Origin of the sequence: Variovorax sp. 38R, from assembly GCF_014843395.1 — a bacterium.
In the GTDB taxonomy this organism is placed as follows: Bacteria; Pseudomonadota; Gammaproteobacteria; order Burkholderiales; family Burkholderiaceae_C; genus Variovorax; species Variovorax paradoxus_H.
This window is the reverse complement of record NZ_CP062121.1, coordinates 4,408,967-4,426,476: the sequence shown is the minus strand read 5'-3', so window position 1 is coordinate 4,426,476 and position 17,510 is coordinate 4,408,967. Positions and strand designations below refer to the sequence as shown.

18 protein-coding genes are annotated in these 17,510 nt (G+C 69.3%); 14 read left to right on the top strand and 4 right to left on the bottom strand.

Annotated features, from left to right (window positions below; genetic code table 11):
• Positions 1 to 72 precede the first annotated feature (72 nt).
• From IG196_RS20405 to IG196_RS20390, 4 genes are all read left to right on the top strand, one after another.
• Positions 73 to 684, top strand: coding sequence for a TetR/AcrR family transcriptional regulator (locus IG196_RS20405; RefSeq protein ID WP_192192754.1), 612 nt, complete (start codon positions 73 to 75; stop codon positions 682 to 684).
• The gene (locus IG196_RS20400; RefSeq protein WP_192192753.1) at positions 681 to 1,904 is read left to right on the top strand and encodes a DUF418 domain-containing protein; all 1,224 of its coding nucleotides are present in this window, start codon (positions 681 to 683) and stop codon (positions 1,902 to 1,904) included. The genes IG196_RS20405 and IG196_RS20400 overlap by 4 nt, the downstream gene beginning before the upstream one ends.
• Entirely contained in the window at positions 1,901 to 2,563 is a 663-nt protein-coding gene (locus IG196_RS20395) for a suppressor of fused domain protein (RefSeq protein WP_192192752.1), read from the top strand. The genes IG196_RS20400 and IG196_RS20395 overlap by 4 nt, the downstream gene beginning before the upstream one ends.
• Before the next feature lie 83 nt (positions 2,564 to 2,646).
• Complete coding sequence (locus tag IG196_RS20390) at positions 2,647 to 2,964, top strand: TfoX/Sxy family protein (protein ID WP_192197099.1); 318 nt, start codon at positions 2,647 to 2,649, stop codon at positions 2,962 to 2,964.
• An 8-nt stretch (positions 2,965 to 2,972) separates the two neighbouring features.
• On the opposite strand, the gene IG196_RS20385 is transcribed toward IG196_RS20390, so the two are convergent.
• Complete coding sequence (locus tag IG196_RS20385) at positions 2,973 to 3,596, bottom strand: LysE/ArgO family amino acid transporter (protein WP_192192751.1); 624 nt, start codon at positions 3,594 to 3,596, stop codon at positions 2,973 to 2,975.
• A 107-nt stretch (positions 3,597 to 3,703) separates the two neighbouring features.
• Here IG196_RS20385 and IG196_RS20380 point away from each other — a divergent pair, with 107 nt between their 5' ends.
• Complete coding sequence (locus tag IG196_RS20380) at positions 3,704 to 4,162, top strand: Lrp/AsnC family transcriptional regulator (RefSeq protein ID WP_192192750.1); 459 nt, start codon at positions 3,704 to 3,706, stop codon at positions 4,160 to 4,162.
• Between the two features lie 143 nt (positions 4,163 to 4,305).
• On the top strand, positions 4,306 to 4,704 hold the full coding sequence (locus IG196_RS20375; protein WP_192192749.1) for a DUF4148 domain-containing protein: 399 nt from the start codon (positions 4,306 to 4,308) through the stop codon (positions 4,702 to 4,704).
• A 24-nt stretch (positions 4,705 to 4,728) separates the two neighbouring features.
• On the opposite strand, the gene IG196_RS20370 is transcribed toward IG196_RS20375, so the two are convergent.
• From IG196_RS20370 to IG196_RS20360, 3 genes are read right to left on the bottom strand one after another with little or no spacing between them, the layout of a single operon-like run.
• Complete coding sequence (locus IG196_RS20370; RefSeq protein ID WP_192192748.1) at positions 4,729 to 5,814, bottom strand: mechanosensitive ion channel family protein; 1,086 nt, start codon at positions 5,812 to 5,814, stop codon at positions 4,729 to 4,731.
• The gene (locus IG196_RS20365) at positions 5,814 to 8,054 is read right to left on the bottom strand and encodes an FUSC family protein (RefSeq protein ID WP_192192747.1); all 2,241 of its coding nucleotides are present in this window, start codon (positions 8,052 to 8,054) and stop codon (positions 5,814 to 5,816) included. The genes IG196_RS20370 and IG196_RS20365 overlap by 1 nt, the downstream gene beginning before the upstream one ends.
• A complete protein-coding gene (locus tag IG196_RS20360; protein ID WP_192192746.1) occupies positions 8,054 to 9,106 on the bottom strand; it encodes an inositol monophosphatase family protein in 1,053 nt (350 codons plus the stop codon). Before IG196_RS20360 ends, IG196_RS20365 begins: the two co-directional genes overlap by 1 nt.
• A gap of 142 nt (positions 9,107 to 9,248) precedes the next feature.
• Between IG196_RS20360 and IG196_RS20355 the strand changes: the two genes are divergently transcribed.
• From IG196_RS20355 to IG196_RS20320, 8 genes are all read left to right on the top strand, one after another.
• Entirely contained in the window at positions 9,249 to 9,980 is a 732-nt protein-coding gene (locus tag IG196_RS20355) for an RNA methyltransferase (protein WP_192192745.1), read from the top strand.
• A 67-nt stretch (positions 9,981 to 10,047) separates the two neighbouring features.
• Entirely contained in the window at positions 10,048 to 10,839 is a 792-nt protein-coding gene (cysE, locus tag IG196_RS20350; RefSeq protein WP_225617092.1) for a serine O-acetyltransferase, read from the top strand.
• Positions 10,840 to 10,920: 81 nt separating this feature from the next.
• Positions 10,921 to 12,045, top strand: coding sequence for a 3-deoxy-7-phosphoheptulonate synthase (locus tag IG196_RS20345; RefSeq protein WP_225616745.1), 1,125 nt, complete (start codon positions 10,921 to 10,923; stop codon positions 12,043 to 12,045).
• Positions 12,046 to 12,125: 80 nt separating this feature from the next.
• A complete protein-coding gene (locus IG196_RS20340; protein ID WP_192192743.1) occupies positions 12,126 to 12,488 on the top strand; it encodes a nuclear transport factor 2 family protein in 363 nt (120 codons plus the stop codon).
• Positions 12,489 to 12,867: 379 nt separating this feature from the next.
• Positions 12,868 to 13,392 (top strand): spore coat U domain-containing protein, encoded by a 525-nt coding sequence (locus IG196_RS20335; protein ID WP_101489643.1) that lies wholly within the window; start codon positions 12,868 to 12,870, stop codon positions 13,390 to 13,392.
• A 33-nt stretch (positions 13,393 to 13,425) separates the two neighbouring features.
• On the top strand, positions 13,426 to 14,175 hold the full coding sequence (locus tag IG196_RS20330; RefSeq protein ID WP_225616744.1) for a molecular chaperone: 750 nt from the start codon (positions 13,426 to 13,428) through the stop codon (positions 14,173 to 14,175).
• Entirely contained in the window at positions 14,132 to 16,540 is a 2,409-nt protein-coding gene (locus IG196_RS20325; protein ID WP_192192742.1) for a fimbria/pilus outer membrane usher protein, read from the top strand. Before IG196_RS20330 ends, IG196_RS20325 begins: the two co-directional genes overlap by 44 nt.
• Entirely contained in the window at positions 16,528 to 17,508 is a 981-nt protein-coding gene (locus tag IG196_RS20320; protein ID WP_192192741.1) for a spore coat protein U domain-containing protein, read from the top strand. Before IG196_RS20325 ends, IG196_RS20320 begins: the two co-directional genes overlap by 13 nt.
• Positions 17,509 to 17,510 lie beyond the last annotated feature (2 nt).

Sequence of the window (17,510 nt, the reverse complement as noted above, 5' to 3'; positions counted from 1 at the left end):
CAGGGTTCCTTAAGAATAGATCGAGCGCTCGGTCTAATAATTCGTGCATGACTGAATTCCGCGAGAACCACCGTGCGCAAAGTTGACCCCGAACGCCAGCAGGCCAAGCGCCGCCAGATCCTGGAGGCCGCCGCCGACTGCTTTGCCCGCAGCGGCTTCCACGCCACCACCACCGCGCAGATCTGTGCCGCCGCGGGCATGAGCCCCGGCAACCTCTTTCACTACTTCGCCAGCAAGAACGCCATCATCGAAGCCATTGCTGAAGAAGAGCGGCGCGACACGGCCGCGTACTTCGCCGCCATCGACGACGACCCGCCCGACCCGCTGGAGGTGGTGCTGTCCTTTCTCGACGTGGTGATGGTCTTTGCCTCCGACCGCAGCTACTCGCGGCTGGCGCTGGAGGTGGCTGCCGAGACCCTGCGCAACCCGGTGGTCTGTGCCAGCGTGGCCGCGGGCGACGCCGAAATGCGCGACGGCCTCGCGGCATTGCTGCGCAAGGCCGCGGCGCGCGGGCAGATCGACCCCGACCTCGACCCTGTGCAATCGGCCAACTGGATCGCCGCGCTCATCGACGGCGTGTTCTCGCGCCTGGCGCTCGACACGGGCTTCGACCCTGCGCGCGAGGCGCCGATGCTGCGGCGCGTGGTGAGTCGTTTTCTCGCGAAGCCGGGGAGGGGCGCATGAACCCCACGCCGGTTGCAGCCGAGCGCCAGTCGCTCGTCGATGCGTTGCGCGGCTTCGCGTTGCTGGGCATCCTGGTGGTGAACATCGGCGCGTTCGCCTCGCCCTTCTACGGCCTGCCGTTGGCCGATCCGATGATGCGCACGGGCCTGGACCGCGCCGCGGCCTTTGCCATCGCCTTTCTCTTCGAGACCAAGTTCTACCTGCTGTTCTCGTTCCTGTTCGGCTACAGCTTCACGCTGCAGATGCAGTCGACCGAACGCAGCGGCAAGCCTTTCGTGCCGCGCCTGTCGCGCCGGCTCGCCGCGCTGTGGCTCATCGGCGCGCTGCATGCGGTGCTGCTGTTTCATGGCGACATCCTCACGACCTATGCGGTGCTCGGCGTGGTGCTGCTGGCGGTGCGCTCGCGCAGCGATGCCTTGCTGGCGCGCTGGGCGCGGCGGCTGGTGCTGGCGACGGCGCTGGTGTGGGGCGGCGTGGGCGTGCTGGTGGCGCTGGTCGGCGACCCGCCCGACACCCGCGCCGCGTGGGCGCAGGCCATGTCGGCGCTCGCGGCCTACCGCGGCACACCCCTGACGGTCGTCGGCCAGCACCTGTACGAGCTGACGCAGGTGTGGCTGGTGCTCGGGCTGATCCAGGCGCCGATGGCGCTGGCGATGTTCTTCGCGGGCGTCATCGAGGGCCGGCGCCGGCTGTTCGCACGGGCGCGGCGAAGCCGGCCGCTGTTCAAGCGGCTGCTGGTGCCGGGGCTGCTCGTGGGCGTGCCGGGCGCGGCGCTCTATGCGTGGGCCAGCGTCTTCGCACCCGGTTCGCGCTGGGATGTGCTGGCCCTGGCCGCCGGGCTCTTCACCGCGCCGCTGCTCACGGCCGCCTATGTCGGCGCCTTGATGCTGCTGTTCGATTCGCCGCGCGGCGCATGGGTGGCCAGGGCGCTGGCACCGGCGGGGCGCATGGCGCTGTCGAACTACCTGCTGCAGTCGGCGGTGTGCGCGTGGCTCTTCCTGGCGTACGGGCTGCGGCTCATCAGCGAGTTCGGTCCGTTCGTGAGCCTGATGGTCGCCTTCGGCATCTTCGGTGCGCAGTTGGTGATCAGCCGCTGGTGGCTGGCACGCTTCGCGTATGGCCCGGTGGAGTGGGTGCTGCGCGCCTTCACCAACCTCGAATGGCCGCCGATGCGCCGAACGACGAGAATGCCGTCGATTCACGAAGGGGGAAGTCGATGAGTTCCATGGAAGACGTGTGGGCCTACCGCGAAGAGACGCTCTACCCGCGCCTGTTCGGCCCCGAGCGCACCGGCATCTACGTGCTGGACTTCGACGAGTTCAAGGCGCTGGGCGCCGAAGACGTCGATCCGTGCTGGCTGCACCTGGGTGTGTTCGAGTTCGCACCCACGCCCGTGCGCAACACCTGGCTGTACGTGACCTCGGGCGCCTCCACGCCCTGGGAAACCGAGCCGGCCGACTACGACCCCGAAGGCTATTCGTGGATCGGCTCCGAGCTGGTCATCGAAGTGCCGTCGCAGCCGCAGGACCAGTGGGCGATCAAGCTGCTGCGCCGCCTGCTCGCCTACAACGTGCTGCTCGCGCACTCGCACTTCGGTGAAGACAAGCAACCCTTCGACTACGGCGACCGCATTCCCGTCGGCGACGCGATCCGCGAGAAGGGCACGGTGGCCCTGCGCCATGTCGTGCTGATGGAGCCCAGGCATTACCCCGCGACAGCGCAGCTCGATTCGGGCCGCTTCGACTTCCTGCATCTGGTCGGCATCAACGATTCCGAGCGCGACTGGGCCAAGGCCCACAGCTCCGAGGCGCTGCTGCGCTTGCTCGAAGTGCACGGCGGCGCGCCGGTGACCGACGCGCGGCGCAAGGCGGTCGCTTGAGCCGCGCGAAAGGTCCGGCAGCCGTCGGCGGTGCCGAACGTTCGCACGGGTGGGCGCTCGAGCTGGCCGAGTCGCTGGGCGCGATGGGCTCGATCGAGGTCAAGCGCTTCTTCGGCGGCTTCGGCCTCGTGCAGGCCGGCGTGCAGTTCGCCTTCGTGATGAAGGGCACGCTGTACCTGCGCGTAGACGACGCCACCCGGCCGGCGTTCGAGCGCCTGGGCGCGGTGCCGTTCTCGTACGCGACCAGCGCCTCGACCGTGAAGGTCGCGAGCTACTACGAGGCGCCGGTCGATGCACTCGAAGACCCACACGCCTTGCGCGACTGGGCGACGAAGGCGCTAGCGAGCGCGCTGGGTGCGCGCAAACCCGCGCGCCGCAAGCCGGCGGCCAAAGCGGGCTAGATCGTTCGTCAGCGCGACAGCAACGTCGACAGCTGAAACACCGCAAAGCCCAGCAGCAGCACACCCGACAGCTTGTTGATGCCCTGCAGCACGCCCGCGCCGAGCTTGTGCCGCACCATCGACACGATGCTCGACAGCCCCAGCCACCACAGCGCCGAGCCGAGGAACACGCCCAGCACCATCGTGAGCGCCGCACCGCTGCCGCTGCCCACATGCCCGCTGCCGAGCGAGGCGAACACCGCGACGAACGACAAAATCGTCATCGGGTTGGCCAGCGTGAGCACGAACACCGACAGCAGCGCCTTCACCGGCGTGGCCGCGTCTTCCGCGGCCCGGGCCTGCGTCGCGACCGGCGCGCGCAGCAACTGCACGCCCATCCACGCGAGAAAGGCCGCGCCGCCGAGCGCCAACGGCACGCGCGCCGCGACCATCGTCGACACCACGGCGGACACGCCGAACGCACCGATCGCGCCGTAGCAGGCATCGGCCAGTGCAGCGCCGAGGCCGCTGAGAAAACCGATTGTCCGGCCGTGCGCGAGCGTGCGCTGGATGCACAGCAGGCCGATGGGGCCGACCGGTGCGGCAATCGAGAGCCCGATGACAAGGGCCTTGAGGAAGAGAGGAAAGTCCATGCCGACGATTGTTCGGCGCGGCCCGCGTGACGAGAATGGCGAAATTCAGGCGCATGGCATGCGTTGCCTGAAATCAGAAGCGAAATTCTCAATCGGGCCTTAGATCCATGGAAATCGACACCAAGAACTGGCAGATCCTCGACGCGCTCCAGCAGGACGCGCGCACCTCGCTCACGGCGCTTGCGCGGCAGGTGGCGCTGTCGGTGCCCTCGACCTCGGAGCGCGTGAAGCGCCTCGAAGAAGCCGGCGTCATCGAGGGCTACCGCGCCGTGGTGCCGCCGCGCAAGGCGGGCTACACCGTCACCGCGCTCGTCGGCATCACGACCGCGCAACCCGACAAGGCCCGGCTGCTGAAGCTGCTCGACGGCCGGCGAGAAGTGCTCGAGTGCTTCCACGTCACGGGGCAGGACTCGTACGTGCTGAAGGTGGTCGCGCGCGACATCGAGCACCTCGAGTCGTTCGTGAGCAGCATCAACCACCTGGGCGAGACCCGTACGTCAATCGTGATGTCGGTGCCCATCGCGGCGCGCGCGGTGGCGGCGCCGGCGGGCTCGCTGCCCGACTGAGTTGCAGGCGATTGCCTCGTTGTAATGGCGCCGTCCGTATCGCGACGGCGTTGCATTTCTAGTGTGTCGGCATGGCGGTCATCAAGACACCGCCATCGCCGATGAGGGTGTTCTTCTTCGGCGCCATTCGAAGGAGATGACACATGAAGAACAGCAAGATGGCTTTCATGCTGGCGGCCGTGGCCGCAGCGACGGTCCCGCTCATGGCCGCTGCGCAGACGGCCGCGTCGCGCAGCCCGCAGCACGTCGAAGCCGGCGCGCATTTCGCGGCGAACGAAGCGGGCCTCAAGGAACACCCTGAAAACGCCGGACCCGGAAAGACGGATGCCGAAGTGGTGGCCGAACTGCGCGCCGCGCGGCAAAGCCCCGAGTGGGCCGGCGTGCTGCGCTGGGGCGCACCGATTCCGGTGAAGGCCACGCAGCCGCGCACGCGGGCGGAGGTGGCGGCCGAGTTGGAGCGTGCGCAGTCGCAACCGGGCTGGGAGCGCGCCTCGCGGTTGGGCGCGCCGGTGGTGCTGCCTGCGGTGGCGCCTGCGCGGTAGGGGAGAAGGAAAAGGCGGTGGGCCTCAGCCCGCCGCCGCGTGCCGCAGCACTTCCGGCTGCCCCATCGCCGGATCGGTGCCCTCGAAGCGCATCTTCGGCAGGAACTGCGGGTACTCGCGCTGCATGAAGTCGATGACGCCTTCGCGCACGTTGCAGCGCAGGTCGAAGGCCAGGCCGGAGGTGGCTGCGGTGCAGAGCACGCGGACCTGCATGGTGCGTTCGGTGGCGTCGGTGACGCGCAGGTTGAAGAAGCGGCCGTCCCATTCGGGTGCGGCCTTCACGATGCGCTCGACCTCGGCGCGCAGCGGTGCCAGCGGCGTGCCGTAGTCCAGGTAGAAGAAGACGGAGCCGAGCAGTTCGGCCGAGTGGCGGGTCCAGTTCTGGAACGGCTTCTCGATGAAGTAGGTGAGCGGCAGGATGAGGCGGCGGTCGTCCCAGATGCGCACGACCACGAAGGTGCCGGTGATTTCCTCGACCCGGCCCCATTCGCCCTCGACCACGAGCACGTCGTCGATGCGAATCGGCTGCGACAGCGCGATCTGCAGGCCGGCGATGAGATTGCTGAAGACGGGCTTGGCCGCCAGGCCGGCCACGATGCCGATCACGCCGGCCGAGGCCAGCAGGCTGGCGCCGACCTGGCGTGCGCCCGGGAAGGTCATGAGCATCATGGCGCCGCCGGCCACGACGACGACCGACATGGCGGTGCGCGCGAGCACGCGGGTCTGCGTGAGCACGCGGCGGGCCTGCAGGTTGTCGGAGACGTCGGATGGGTGCTGCGCGAGCACGCCATCGGCAAAGCCGCTGATGGCCTTGAGCACGAACCAGGTGCTGGCCGCGATGAGCAGCAGCCCCGTGAGATGCCGCACGCTGCCCATGAAGCGCAGGTCCTCGGGCGCCGCCTGCCACACCATCATGAGCGCCGCCAGCGGCAGCACCAGCCGCGCGGGGGCGGTGCAGTTGACCACCATCGCATGCACGGCGGGCGCCGGGCGGGTGATCCGCCTGAGGACCATGCCCCCGATGCGGTGGGCGAGAAGGGCGAGGGGAACGGCGATCAGGGCGGCAAGCCAGGTGCCGAACCAGGGGTGTGCAAGGAGCTCTTGGGTCATCAGGCGGGGGTGGTCTTTGCTTCTGGGGTGTTGTCGTTCAGTGGTTGAAGAATGCGCGCTGCGTCGTCGCGCAGCTGCGTGGCGAGCGCCGTGGCCAGGTCGAGCCGGCGTACCAGCCAGGGGCTGATGTCGTTGTCGAACGGGTCAGGCAGGGGAATGGGGCCGCCGACAGTGGTGGCACCCGTGCTCTCGGGGTGAGAGGGCCCTGCGATCGGAATGGTTCCCAGGGCAGCCTCGATGCGTTGCGCGGTGCGCACGAGCGGGCCTTCGATGTCGCCCGGCGTGAGGCGGTCGCGGCGCAGCACGAGCATCGACTTCACGGCGCTGAGTTGCGCAAGCAGCTGGTAGCTGTGGGCCTGCAGATGTTCGAGTGGTTCGAGCGGCGGCTGCACGGCGCGCGGTTCGGAGAGCGAACGCTGCGTGGCCTGCACCAGCGCCGAGAGGCTGTCGTAGGCCTCGCGGCGCGCAAGTCGCCACTCAAGCTCGGGGCTGCTCTGGATGGCCTGCAGCTGGCCCAGGCCGAGCGCGAGCCGCGCGTGGCGTGCCTGCGCGGTGAGCACGCGTGCCACCAGCGCCGGAATCTGGGTGCGCTCCCACGAGGGCAGCACGTAGCAGAAGCCCCAGGCCAGTGCGGCGCCGATGAGCGTGTCGGCGATGCGCTCGAACAGCGCAAAGATGGGCGCGGTGCCGGTGTTCAGCATGTGGGCCTGCAGCAAGCCCAGCACGGTGGCGGCCACGGCGGTGACGAGGTAGCGCCGCACCGCGAAGCTGTGGGCGATGGCCTGCGCGATGGTGACGCTCACCAGCAGCATCAGCGCCGAAGGGTGCGCCGACAGCAGGCCCACCGCGAGCACGCAGCCCAGCAGCGTGCCGGCGACCCGGCTGTTGCGCCGTTCCAGCGTCTGCGAGAGGCTGCCGCGCAGCACCACCACGATGGTCAGCAAAATCCAGTAGTCGTGCGAACCCCAGGGCATCGACACGGCGATGCCGTAGCCGGCCGCGATGGCCAGCGCCGCACGAATGGCGTGGCGCAGCGGCGGTGCGTCCCAGCGCCACAGCGCGAGAAAAGGGCGCAGCGACCAGTCGGTCGGGCTCACGAAGAGCTGCCAGTTGGCGCGCACCACGGCCAGGTTGGGCTCGACGTCGCCGCGCGCCATGGCCGCGAGGCGCAGCACCTCGTCATTGATGTGGCCGATGCGGCTGGCCAGGCCGCGCGCGAGCATGGCGGCCGACGGGCCCATCTGGCCGTGCGTGTCTTCGTCGTCCGCCGTCACGTGGATGGCGGCCAGGCGCGGCCGGCGGTCGGCCACGGCGGCGGGGTGGCGGCGCATGAGCAGCGCATCGGCCAGGGCCGTTGTTTCGTCGGCCAGCTCTTCGAGGATGCGGCGCATCTCGACCAGCGCCTGCGCGTGCGACGGATGAGCGCGCAGGGCGTCGAGATCGAGCTCGCTGGCGAGCAGCTGGTCGCGCATCTCGAGCACGATGACGAGCATGCCGGCCATCCGCTGGCGGCGCGGCGTGCGCGGCGACTCGAGCACGATGTCGCGCGTGGCCTGCAGCTGGTCGGCCAGCGCGGCCTGCTCACGCAGCAGCTGGCCCAGCAGCGAGGCGGGGGTGTCGCGGATGTCGCGGGTTTCGTCCTGCGGCGTGAACTGGCTGGCCTCGGTACGCATGAGCGCGGCCAGCGAAAACAGCACGTCGGCAATCGACTGCGTGCGAAAGCGCCCGTTGAGCAGCAGGTTGGCCAGCGTGGCCCACACCACGTACAGGCCGGCGCCCAGGCCGAACTCGGTGGTGCGCGCGATGGCGTCGGACAGCCCGGCGGGGGCTGGCGTGGCCATGGAGAAGATCATCGAGAACATCACCGCGATGGCGATGGGAATGCCGCGCTTGCCCCAGGCCATGGCCACGAAGGCCATGAAGGTGGCGGGCACCAGCAGCAGCCCGAGGCGGATCGGTGCGCCGTGCAGCATCTGCACCGCGAAGAACAGCGGCAGGCCGATGAGCGGCGCCGGCAGCATCTGCAAAAACTTGCCGCGGCGCGGGCCGGGCAGGTCGGGCGGCGCCGTGACGATCACGCCGGTGGCGGCGGCCGAGGCGGCCAGGGTGCCCAGCCACAGGTGCACCCCGCCCGAAATCACGAGCAGGCCGAGCGCGACGGTGAGCCCGCTCGCGACGTAGTGGCTCAGCGCAATGCGCAACGCCGCGCGAACCCGCGCGGCGGCGCTCGGCCCCGTCATCACTTGGCGGAGGCGTCGCCCTCGGCGGGCGCCTCGCGCTTGATGCGGGTGAGCTTGCGCGGGGCGGCCGGCGCGGCGGGTGCAGCCGCGGGGGCCTCCACGCTGCCGTCGAGCGAGGCGGCGGTCTGGTCGGTCACGGTGCTGCGGGCGTACAGGTCGGTCGAGGCCTCGTCGGGGGTCGAGCGGGTCGAGGCCGACACGGCGCGCACGCGGTCGCTGGCGCGCAGCTTGTCGTCCACGTTGGCGAACTTGGAGTACTTGGCGAGCAGCGGCACCAGCTGGCCGTACACGCGCGGGGCGCCGGCCAGGCATTCGCGCTGGTCGAGGAAGTCGGGCTCGCCCGTGAAGTTGCCGATGAGGCCACCGGCTTCGGTCACCAGCAGCGAGCCGGCGGCCACGTCCCAGGGGTTCAGGCCGGTTTCGAAGAAGCCGTCGGTGAAGCCGGCGGCCACGTAGGCCAGGTCGAGCGCAGCGGCGCCGGGGCGGCGCAGGCCGGCCATGCGGGGCATCATGTCCGCCATGATGGCCAGGTACTGCTTGAAGTTGTCGCCGGTGCGGAACGGGAAGCCGGTGGAAATGAGGCACTCGCTGAGCTTCACGCGCTTGGACACGCGGATGCGGCGCTCGTTCATGTAGGCGCCGCGGCCCTTGGTGGCCGTGAACAGGTCGTTGCGCGACGGGTCGAAAACGACCGCCTGCTCGATCTTGCCGCGCACCGACAGCGCGATGGACACGCAGTAGACCGGGAAGCCGTGGATGAAATTGGTGGTGCCGTCGAGCGGATCGATGATCCAGACGAACTCGGAGTCTTTGGCGCCGTATTCGGTGCCCGATTCTTCGGCCAGGATGCCGTGCCCCGGGTATGCGCCCAGCAAGGTCTCGATGATGACCTTCTCGCTGGCGTGATCGACTTCGGTGACGAAGTCGTTGACCTGCTTCTGGGAGATGCGCACGGCCTCGACGTCGAGGGCAGCGCGATTGATGATGGCGCCGGCGGCGCGTGCGGCCTTGACGGCCACATTGAGCATGGGATGCAGGTTGGGGGACGACATTCTGGATTGTGAGAAGAACGGTGGGATGTGGCCCCCAGGAATGCAATTTGGTGCAATCTGGGAGACCCTGCGGCCCGGCGATGCGGGCGGCGAGAATCGGGCATTTTACCGGCTCAGCCCGTTTGTGTCTTCCCCACCCGTCATGCGCACCCGTTTCATCCTCATCCAGACCAGCCACGCCGGCAATGTGGGCGCCGCCGCCCGCGCCATGAAAACCATGGGTTTCGACGACCTGGTGCTGGTGACGCCCCGCTGGGCCAACGTGCTGCGGCGCGAGGAAACCATCCAGCGCGCCAGCGGCGCCCTGGACGTGCTGAACAACGCCCGCATCGTCGAAACGCTGGACGAAGCCCTCGACGGCGTGACCCACCTGTGCGCCACGGCCATGATCCCGCGCGACTTCGGCCCGCCCACGCGCACGCCGCGCGAGCACCTGGAGCCGCTGGGCAAGCAGGGCGACCAGCACGTGGCCTTCCTGTTCGGCTCCGAGCGCTTCGGCATGCGCAACGAAGACGTCTACCGCTGCAACGTGGCGCTGACCATTCCCACCGACCCGAAATTCGGCTCGCTCAACCTGGGCGCGGCCATCCAGGTGGTGGCCTACGAATGGCGCCTGGCGCTGGGCGGCTACGGCGTGCGCGAGGCCATCGCGCCGGTGCAGGCGGCCGACGCGCAGGCCGTGGCCGGCATGCTCGACCACTGGGAGCGCTCGCTGGTGGACATCGGTTTTCTCGACCCGGCGGCGCCCAAGAAGCTCATGCCGCGGCTGCAGCAACTGTTCAACCGCGCCCAGCCCACGCCGGAAGAAATCCACATCCTGCGCGGCATCGCCAAGGCCATGAGCGACACGACCCGACCGCCGCGCGGCAGCTGAACCGTCACAAAACCCCATCGCGCGTACGCGAAGACGCCCGGCTTTAGACTGCCCGGCCCCTATCAATATAACGACAACAAAGGCAGCGATGTTCTCTCGCCTGCGCGCCGACATCCGGTGCATCCTCGAACGCGACCCGGCCGCCCGCAGCGCCTGGGAAGTGATCACGGTCTACCCCGGCTTCCATGCCGTGGTGCTGCACCGCTGGGCGCACGCCTGTTGGACCCACGGTTTCAAGTGGCCGGCCCGCTTCATCGCGCACTGCGCACGATGGCTCACGGGCATCGAGATCCACCCGGCCGCCAAGCTCGGCGAACGCGTCTTCTTCGACCATGCCATGGGCGTGGTGGTCGGCGAAACCGCCGAGATCGGCGACGGCTGCACCATCTACCAGGGCGTGACGCTGGGCGGCACCTCGCTCTACAAGGGCACCAAGCGCCATCCGACCTTGGGCAAGAACGTGGTCGTGAGCGCGGGCGCCAAGGTGCTGGGCGGCTTCATCGTCGGCGACGGCGCCAAGATCGGCAGCAACGCGGTGGTCATCAAGCCGGTGCCGGCCGGGGCGACCGCGGTGGGCATTCCGGCGCGCATCATCCCGTCGAAAGAGGGCGAGAGCGCCGACGTGTCGGCGCCGCAGAAGTTCTCGGCCTACGGCATCACCCAAGACGACGACCCGCTGAGTCAGGCCATGCGCGGGCTGATCGACAACGCGTCGAGCCAGGAGCACCAGATCGCGCTCTTGTGGCAGGCCATCGAGAAGCTGTCGGCGCAGCCGGGCACGAAGGACTGCGTGCCGGGCGACGCGGCGCGCGGCGAGTCGTTCGAGGCCGACAAGCTCACGCAGCTGATCGGCAAGTAGGCGAGCAGAAGGGGGCCGCCGGCGGTAGGCGGCTTCGAGGGGACAATCGAGGAAACCTTCTTCGACACAAGACCCACGATCATGCCCCGCCTCGACGACCCCCTCCACGACGCCGAAGTCGGCTCCCGCGACAGCACGCTCGACACCACCCGCATCGACGACGTGCGCATCGGCGCCGTGCGTCCCCTCATGACCCCCGCGCTGCTGCAGGAGCGCGTGCCCGTGCGCGACAACACGCTCGCGCTGGTCGAAGGCAGCCGCGCGGCGATTGCCGACGTGCTGCACGGCCGTGACGACCGGCTGGTGGTGGTGGTCGGCCCGTGCTCCATCCATGACCACGACCAGGCCATCGAGTACGCACAGCGCCTGAAGAAGGTGGCCGATTCGCTGCAGGACGACCTGGTCATCGTGATGCGCGCCTACTTCGAGAAGCCGCGCACCACCGTGGGCTGGAAGGGCTACATCAACGACCCGCACCTGGACGGCAGCTTTGCCATCAACGAAGGCCTGGAGCGCGCGCGGCGCCTGCTGCTGGAGCTGACCACGCTGGGCCTGCCGACCGGCACCGAGTTTCTCGACCTGCTGAGCCCGCAGTTCATTGCCGACCTGATCGCCTGGGGCGCCATCGGCGCGCGCACCACCGAGAGCCAGAGCCACCGGCAGCTGGCGTCGGGCCTGAGCTGCCCGGTCGGCTTCAAGAACGGCACCGACGGCAGCGTGAAGGTGGCGGCCGACGCCATCCTCGCGGCCCGCGCGCCGCACGCCTTCATGGGCATGACCAAGATGGGCATGGCCGCGATCTTCGAGACGCGCGGCAACGACGATTGCCACGTGATCCTGCGCGGCGGCAAGGCGCCCAACTATTCGGCGGCCGATGTGGCGTCGAGCTGCGAGGCGCTGCTGGCCAACGGCCTGCGCCCGCAAGTGATGATCGACGTCTCGCATGGCAACAGCAGCAAGCAGCACCAGCGCCAGATCGTGGTGGCCGAAGACGTGGCTGCGCAGATTGCGGGCGGCGAGCGGCGCATCACGGGGATCATGATCGAGAGCCACCTCGAGGAAGGCCGGCAGGACCTGAAGCCGGGCGTGCCGCTGAAGCACGGCGTGTCGATCACCGACGCGTGCATCGGCTTTGCGCAGACGGTGCCGGTGCTCGACGGGCTGGCGTCGGCGGTGAAGGCGCGGCGGCGGCTGACAAAGGCCTGAGGCCGCGGGGCGCTTACTCGCTTGCTCATTCACGGGGCGCCGGTGCATGGCGTACGCGGGCCTCTACCGGAGCGTTCCGCATGTCAGCGACACACAAAGCCATTCTGCAAAAGGCCAACGCGGCCATCACCCAGGGCGACTACGAAGGATTCCTCGCGTTCTGCACCGAGGACACGCAATGGACCTTCGTGGGCGACCGAACCCTCCACGGCAAGGAAGCCGTGCGCCAGTGGATGGCGACTGCGTACACGGAGCCGCCCCGCTTCGAGGTCCATCACCTGATCGCCGAGGGTGACTTCGTCACGGCCCTCGGCGAGATCACGCTGAAAGACGAGGGCGGGAAGGCCACCCGCCATGCGTACTGCGATGTGTGGCGCTTTCGTGAGGGCCGGATGGCCGGGCTGCACGCCTTCGTCATCGAGGCGCCGCTGGAAGGCGGCTGATCGCCGTCAGACCGGCGCACAAGCCCGTTCCGCCCGGCCCCCGGCCGTCAGCACTTCGTACCCCCTCGCCACCGCATCACCGGTGGCCGGACACAGCGCGCCCGACATGCCGACCGCGACTTCGTCCCGGCAACGGGCGTCGACCGCACCACGGCACCCATTCCGTGCGGGCAGGCGACACTTCAACTGTTGGCAAAATGTAAACAAAGCAAACAGTTTTCTAATTGTTACGAGAACTACATCACGAAACTTGGGCGGCGACTCCGTGGATCTGAGGGCAAACAGGCCGGTTGTGAGGCATCCTTGCGCCACTTTGTAGTCAAAAGGATTACAAAATACCGACCAGTCAGGTCTTAATGATTACATTTGGAGTGCCTTCATGTTCAAGCTCGCAGTCGCCGCGGCGGCCACCGCCACCCTCGTTCTCGCATCCGGTTCGGCCCTGGCCGAGACGGCCACGGCGAGCTTTCAGGTCAAGATGACCATCGTCAAGAGTTGCTCGGTGACGGCCGGTACCGCCTCCGACATCAACCTGGGCACCTCCGTGCTGCCCACGGCGACCAACCAGACGGGCAGCAACACCATTTCGGTCACCTGCTCCAAGACCACGCCCTACACCGTCGGCCTGGCGCCTTCGAGCACCAACGGCGGAACGACCGACGGCACGGGTGCCATGTCGTCCGTCGCCAACTCGGCCACCAACACCGACAAGGTGCCCTACGCGCTGTACTCCAACCCGGGCAATACCACCGTGTGGGGCAACACCATCGGCACCGGCGCCAATGTCGTGGGCGGCTCGGGCACCGGTGCAGCGATCACGCACACGGTCTACGCCAAGAACACCAACGCCAATTTCACGCCCGACAGCTACGCCGACACCGTGACGGTGACGGTCACGTACTGAGCCAGCGCTGAATCACCGAGCCAGAGCTGAATCGTGAGACGTGCACTTGCCATCGGGGGACTGTGGGGCGCATGCCTGCTGTGCGGCGGTGCGGTCCAGGCGGCCGGCCTGCAGGTCTCGCCTGTCACCCTGACGCTGGCGCCGACGCGGCAGGCCGACGGGCTCTGGCTGAGCAACACGGGGCCGGCGCCGCTGGACGCGCAGATCCGCGTGTTCCGATGGACGCAGGTGGGCGGGCAGGACCGCATGGAGCCGGCGGAAGGACTGATCGTCAGCCCGCCCATGCTGCAACTGCCCATCGACGGACGGCAACTGGTGCGCGTGATCCGCAACGGACCGCCGCCCGCGGGCCCGGCGGAAGAGGCCTACCGCGTGCTGGTGGACGAACTGCCCGTGCCCCAGGCGGCGGGCGCGGCGACGGACGGCAAGAAGAGCAGCCTGAACTTCGTGATGCGGCACTCGCTGCCCATCTTCGTTTCTCCGGCAGGCGTGGAGCCGGCCCCCGCGCAGTTGCGCTGGAGCCTGCGCAGCGAGGGCGGCAAGGCCGTGCTGGAAGTCAGCAACAGCGGCGGGGTGCATGCCCAGCTGGCGGATCTTGTATTCACCGGCGCGGACGGTCGTGCCGTCAGCGCCTACAACGGCTTGCTGGGCTACGTGCTGCCTGGCGCCACCATGCGCTGGCCGCTGAAGACGCCGGCCGCCGCCGTGTCGGGCGCGGGCCGCTGGCAGGTCATGATCGATGGCAGAACAACAGCCGCCGACCTCGCGCCGCTGGCGCGCTGAGCGGGCCCGATGCGCTGCGAGGGCCTGGCTGGCCCCGTTCGCGTTGGCCCCGCTGGCGTTGGCCCTGACGGCGCTCCCCGCCCAGGCCGCACCCGCCGCCCAGGCCGTGCCGGGCGCCATGACGCTGTACCTGGAGGTCAGTCTCAATGGCATGGCGCGGGGACTGCACCCGTTTCGCCTGGAGGCCGGGGCCTTGTGGGCCTCCCGCGCGGTGCTGCGCGAACTGAGTTTCTCCCTGCCCGACAGTGGCGCGGAATGGCTACCTCTGCGCGATCTGCCTGAACTGGTGGTGGCCTACGATGCCGCGCGCCAGCAACTGAGCCTGACCGCGCCGCTGGCGATGCTGCAGCTGCCCACGGCCACGGTGGGGCAGGCGGCAGTCACCGCGCAGCCCCTGAGCACGTCGACCGGCCTGCTGCTGAACTACGACCTCTATGGCACCCGGGGCAGGGGCGGCAGCAGCAGCCTGAGCGCCTTCGGCGAGCTGCGCGCGTTTCGCGGCGCCAGCGTGCTCAGTACCACCTGGTTGATGCAGCGCACGCACGACCACAGTGGCTCGAAGGACCAGTCCGTGCGCATGGACAGCACCTGGAGCATGGCCTTCCCCGACAAGATGCTCACCCTGCGCGTGGGCGACACGCTCACCGGCGCCGTGCCCTGGTCGCGCGCCACGCGCATCGGCGGCATCCAGCTGTCGCGCGACTTCGGTCTGCAGCCCTACCGGCAGACCGCACCGCTGCCCAGCTTCATCGGCTCGGCCACGATGCCTTCGGACGTGGAACTGTTCATCGACGGCATCCGCCAGTACAGCGGCCAGGTGCCGGCGGGGCCCTTTCAGCTCAACGCGCTGCCGCGCATCAACAGCACCGGCACGGCGCAGGTGGTGGTGACCGACGCGCTGGGTCGCGCCGCCACCCTGAGCTTTTCGCTCTTCGACAGCAACCGCCTGCTGGCGCCCGGGCTGACCGATTGGACGGTCGACCTGGGCGTGGTGCGTCGCAACTACGGCCTGCGTTCCTTCGACTACGGCAAGCAGCCGGTCCTGACCGGCACCTGGCGCCGGGGCCTCAGCGACAGCTTCACGATGGAAGCGCACGGCGAGGTGACGCGTGGCCTGGCACTGGCCGGCGCCGGAGGCGTGTGGCAACTGGGCGCCGCGGGCACGCTGTCGGGGGCGCTGGCGGGCAGCCGGCACGACGCCGACACCCCCGGCGGCAGCCGCAGCGGCACGCAGACCAGCCTGGGCTACCTGTGGCGCCAGGAGCGCGTGTCGGTGGGCCTGAACGGCACCCGCACCCAGGGCGACTACCGCGATGTGGCGACCGCCTACGGCTCGGCCCCGGCCAAGGGCAGCGCCAGCGCGAGCGTGGGCTACGACATGGGCAGCCTGGGCAACGTCAGCGTCAGCTACCTCTACCTGCGCCCGGTGGCGCAGAGCGCGTCGCGCTACGCCAGCGTGAACTGGTTCCGTTCGATCGGGCGCGCGTCCTCGGTCTCGGTGGGCATGAACCAGAACCTGGACAAGCGCAGCGACCGCGGCGTCTTCGTCAGCCTGAGCTGGTCGTGGGACGCGCAGACCAGCGTGAGCGCGAGCGTGCAGCGCAGCGGCGATCAGGGCACGGTCGGCACCGTCAGCGCGCAGCAGTCCCCCCTCGGCGACGGTGGCTGGGGCTGGCGTGCCACCGCGCGTGCGGGCGGCGGTGCGCCGGGCGGGCAGGCCGAAGTCAACTACCTGGGCCCTTACGGCCGCGTGCAGGCCGGGGTGAGCGAGATGGGTGGCAGCAGTGCCAGCCGCTACGCCTATGCGGGCGCCAGCGGTGCGCTGGTGCTGATGGGCGGCGGCGTGCTGGCCGCGCGGCGCATCGACGACGCCTTTGCGGTGGTGGACACCGACGGCGTGGCCGGCGTGCCCGTGAAGCTCGAGAATCGCCCGGTGGGGCAGACGAATTCGAGCGGGCTGCTGCTGGTCGTGCCGGTGAACGCCTACCAGAACAACAAGCTCGCGATCGACCCGATGGACCTGCCCGCCGACGTGCGCATCGAGCGCGCCGAGGCCCTGGTCACCCCCGCAGGCCGGTCGGGCGCGCGGGCGCGTTTCAGCATCACGCCCGTGCGGGCCGCTCACGTGGCTCTGTTGGACGCGCAGGGCCAGCCTTTGCCGTTGGGCAGCCGTGTGCAGGTGAACGGGCAGGGCGGCAGCGGTGCGGTGGTGGGCTATGACGGCTGGGTGTACCTGGACACGCTGGACCTGCGCAACACGCTGGCCGTCCGCACGCCCGACGGCGCGGTGTGCCAGGCAGGGTTCGACTGGCGGCGCCCCGAGGGCGGTGGTTTGCAGAAAGAGCGGTTGACATGCGTACGTTGAGATTTGTGCTGGCGCTGGTGTCCGCGTGGCTGCTGGCCATGGGCGCGGCGCATGCCGACCCGAGCTGCTGGGTCGCCACCCAGCCGAGCTTCGCCTTCGGCACCGTCACGGCTTCGTCGGCGGTGGACACCACCGCCACGGTCGGCTTCACCTGCCAGAACGACACCGGCCAGGTGATGTACATGAACTACTGCGTGTACGTCTACCAGGGCAGCGAGATCGCCGGCTACGCCCCGCGCTACATGACCAACTGGAACGGCGCGCAGATGGCCTACAACATCTACGCCGACGCGGCCCGCAGCGGCATCGTCGGCCCGCCCCCGGGGGGCGGCACCTACGCCAGCGCGGGGGGCTCGTTCGTGCTGCCGGCCAGCGGCGGCAACGTCGCGTTGAACATCCCGCTCTATGGCCGCGTGCCGTCGGGGCAATCGCTGGTGGCGGGCAGCTACCAGTCCAACATCTACAACTCCGAGGTCGTCTGGGGCATGAAGAGCGGCAACGCGCCCGACAGTTGCACCGCGACTTCGGCCAAGTACGTCGGCAGGACGACCTTCTACACGCAGGTCACGGCCACCTATTCCAATGCATGCACCGTCAGCGTGGCGGCCACCGACCTGGACTTCGGCAGTGCCAACTCGCTGGCGTCCGCGGTCAACGGCGCGGCGGCCATCACGATGGCCTGCCCGCCCAGCACGGCCTGGAAGGTGGGGCTGAGCAATGGCGCGAACGTGGCGGGGACACAGCGGCGCATGGCAGGCGCTGCAGGTGCTGGGGGTGACTACATCCGGTACGAGCTGTACCGCGATGCCGCGCGCTCGCTGCGCTGGGGCAATGCCGCCGGCACCGACACGGTCGACGGCAGCGGCAACCCTGGCAGTGCCATCCCGGTCTATGGGCGGGTGCCGGCGCAGACCAATGTGACGCCGGGCAGCTACAGCGACACGGTCACCGTCACGGTGACGTACTAGAG

Bases quoted from the DNA above. Each gene is read 5' to 3' on its own strand.
- IG196_RS20400 (WP_192192753.1), top strand. From the start codon at position 681: ATGAACCCCACGCCGGTTGCAGCCGAGCGCCAGTCGCTCGTCGATGCG.
- IG196_RS20395 (WP_192192752.1), top strand. From the start codon at position 1,901: ATGAGTTCCATGGAAGACGTGTGGGCCTACCGCGAAGAGACGCTCTAC.
- IG196_RS20390 (WP_192197099.1), top strand. From the start codon at position 2,647: ATGGGCTCGATCGAGGTCAAGCGCTTCTTCGGCGGCTTCGGCCTCGTG.
- IG196_RS20385 (WP_192192751.1), bottom strand. From the start codon at position 3,596: ATGGACTTTCCTCTCTTCCTCAAGGCCCTTGTCATCGGGCTCTCGATT.
- IG196_RS20380 (WP_192192750.1), top strand. From the start codon at position 3,704: ATGGAAATCGACACCAAGAACTGGCAGATCCTCGACGCGCTCCAGCAG.
- IG196_RS20375 (WP_192192749.1), top strand. From the start codon at position 4,306: ATGAAGAACAGCAAGATGGCTTTCATGCTGGCGGCCGTGGCCGCAGCG.
- IG196_RS20370 (WP_192192748.1), bottom strand. From the start codon at position 5,814: ATGACCCAAGAGCTCCTTGCACACCCCTGGTTCGGCACCTGGCTTGCC.
- IG196_RS20365 (WP_192192747.1), bottom strand. From the start codon at position 8,054: ATGACGGGGCCGAGCGCCGCCGCGCGGGTTCGCGCGGCGTTGCGCATT.
- IG196_RS20360 (WP_192192746.1), bottom strand. From the start codon at position 9,106: ATGTCGTCCCCCAACCTGCATCCCATGCTCAATGTGGCCGTCAAGGCC.
- IG196_RS20355 (WP_192192745.1), top strand. From the start codon at position 9,249: ATGCGCACCCGTTTCATCCTCATCCAGACCAGCCACGCCGGCAATGTG.
- IG196_RS20345 (WP_225616745.1), top strand. From the start codon at position 10,921: ATGCCCCGCCTCGACGACCCCCTCCACGACGCCGAAGTCGGCTCCCGC.
- IG196_RS20340 (WP_192192743.1), top strand. From the start codon at position 12,126: ATGTCAGCGACACACAAAGCCATTCTGCAAAAGGCCAACGCGGCCATC.
- IG196_RS20335 (WP_101489643.1), top strand. From the start codon at position 12,868: ATGTTCAAGCTCGCAGTCGCCGCGGCGGCCACCGCCACCCTCGTTCTC.
- IG196_RS20325 (WP_192192742.1), top strand. From the start codon at position 14,132: ATGGCAGAACAACAGCCGCCGACCTCGCGCCGCTGGCGCGCTGAGCGG.
- IG196_RS20320 (WP_192192741.1), top strand. From the start codon at position 16,528: ATGCGTACGTTGAGATTTGTGCTGGCGCTGGTGTCCGCGTGGCTGCTG.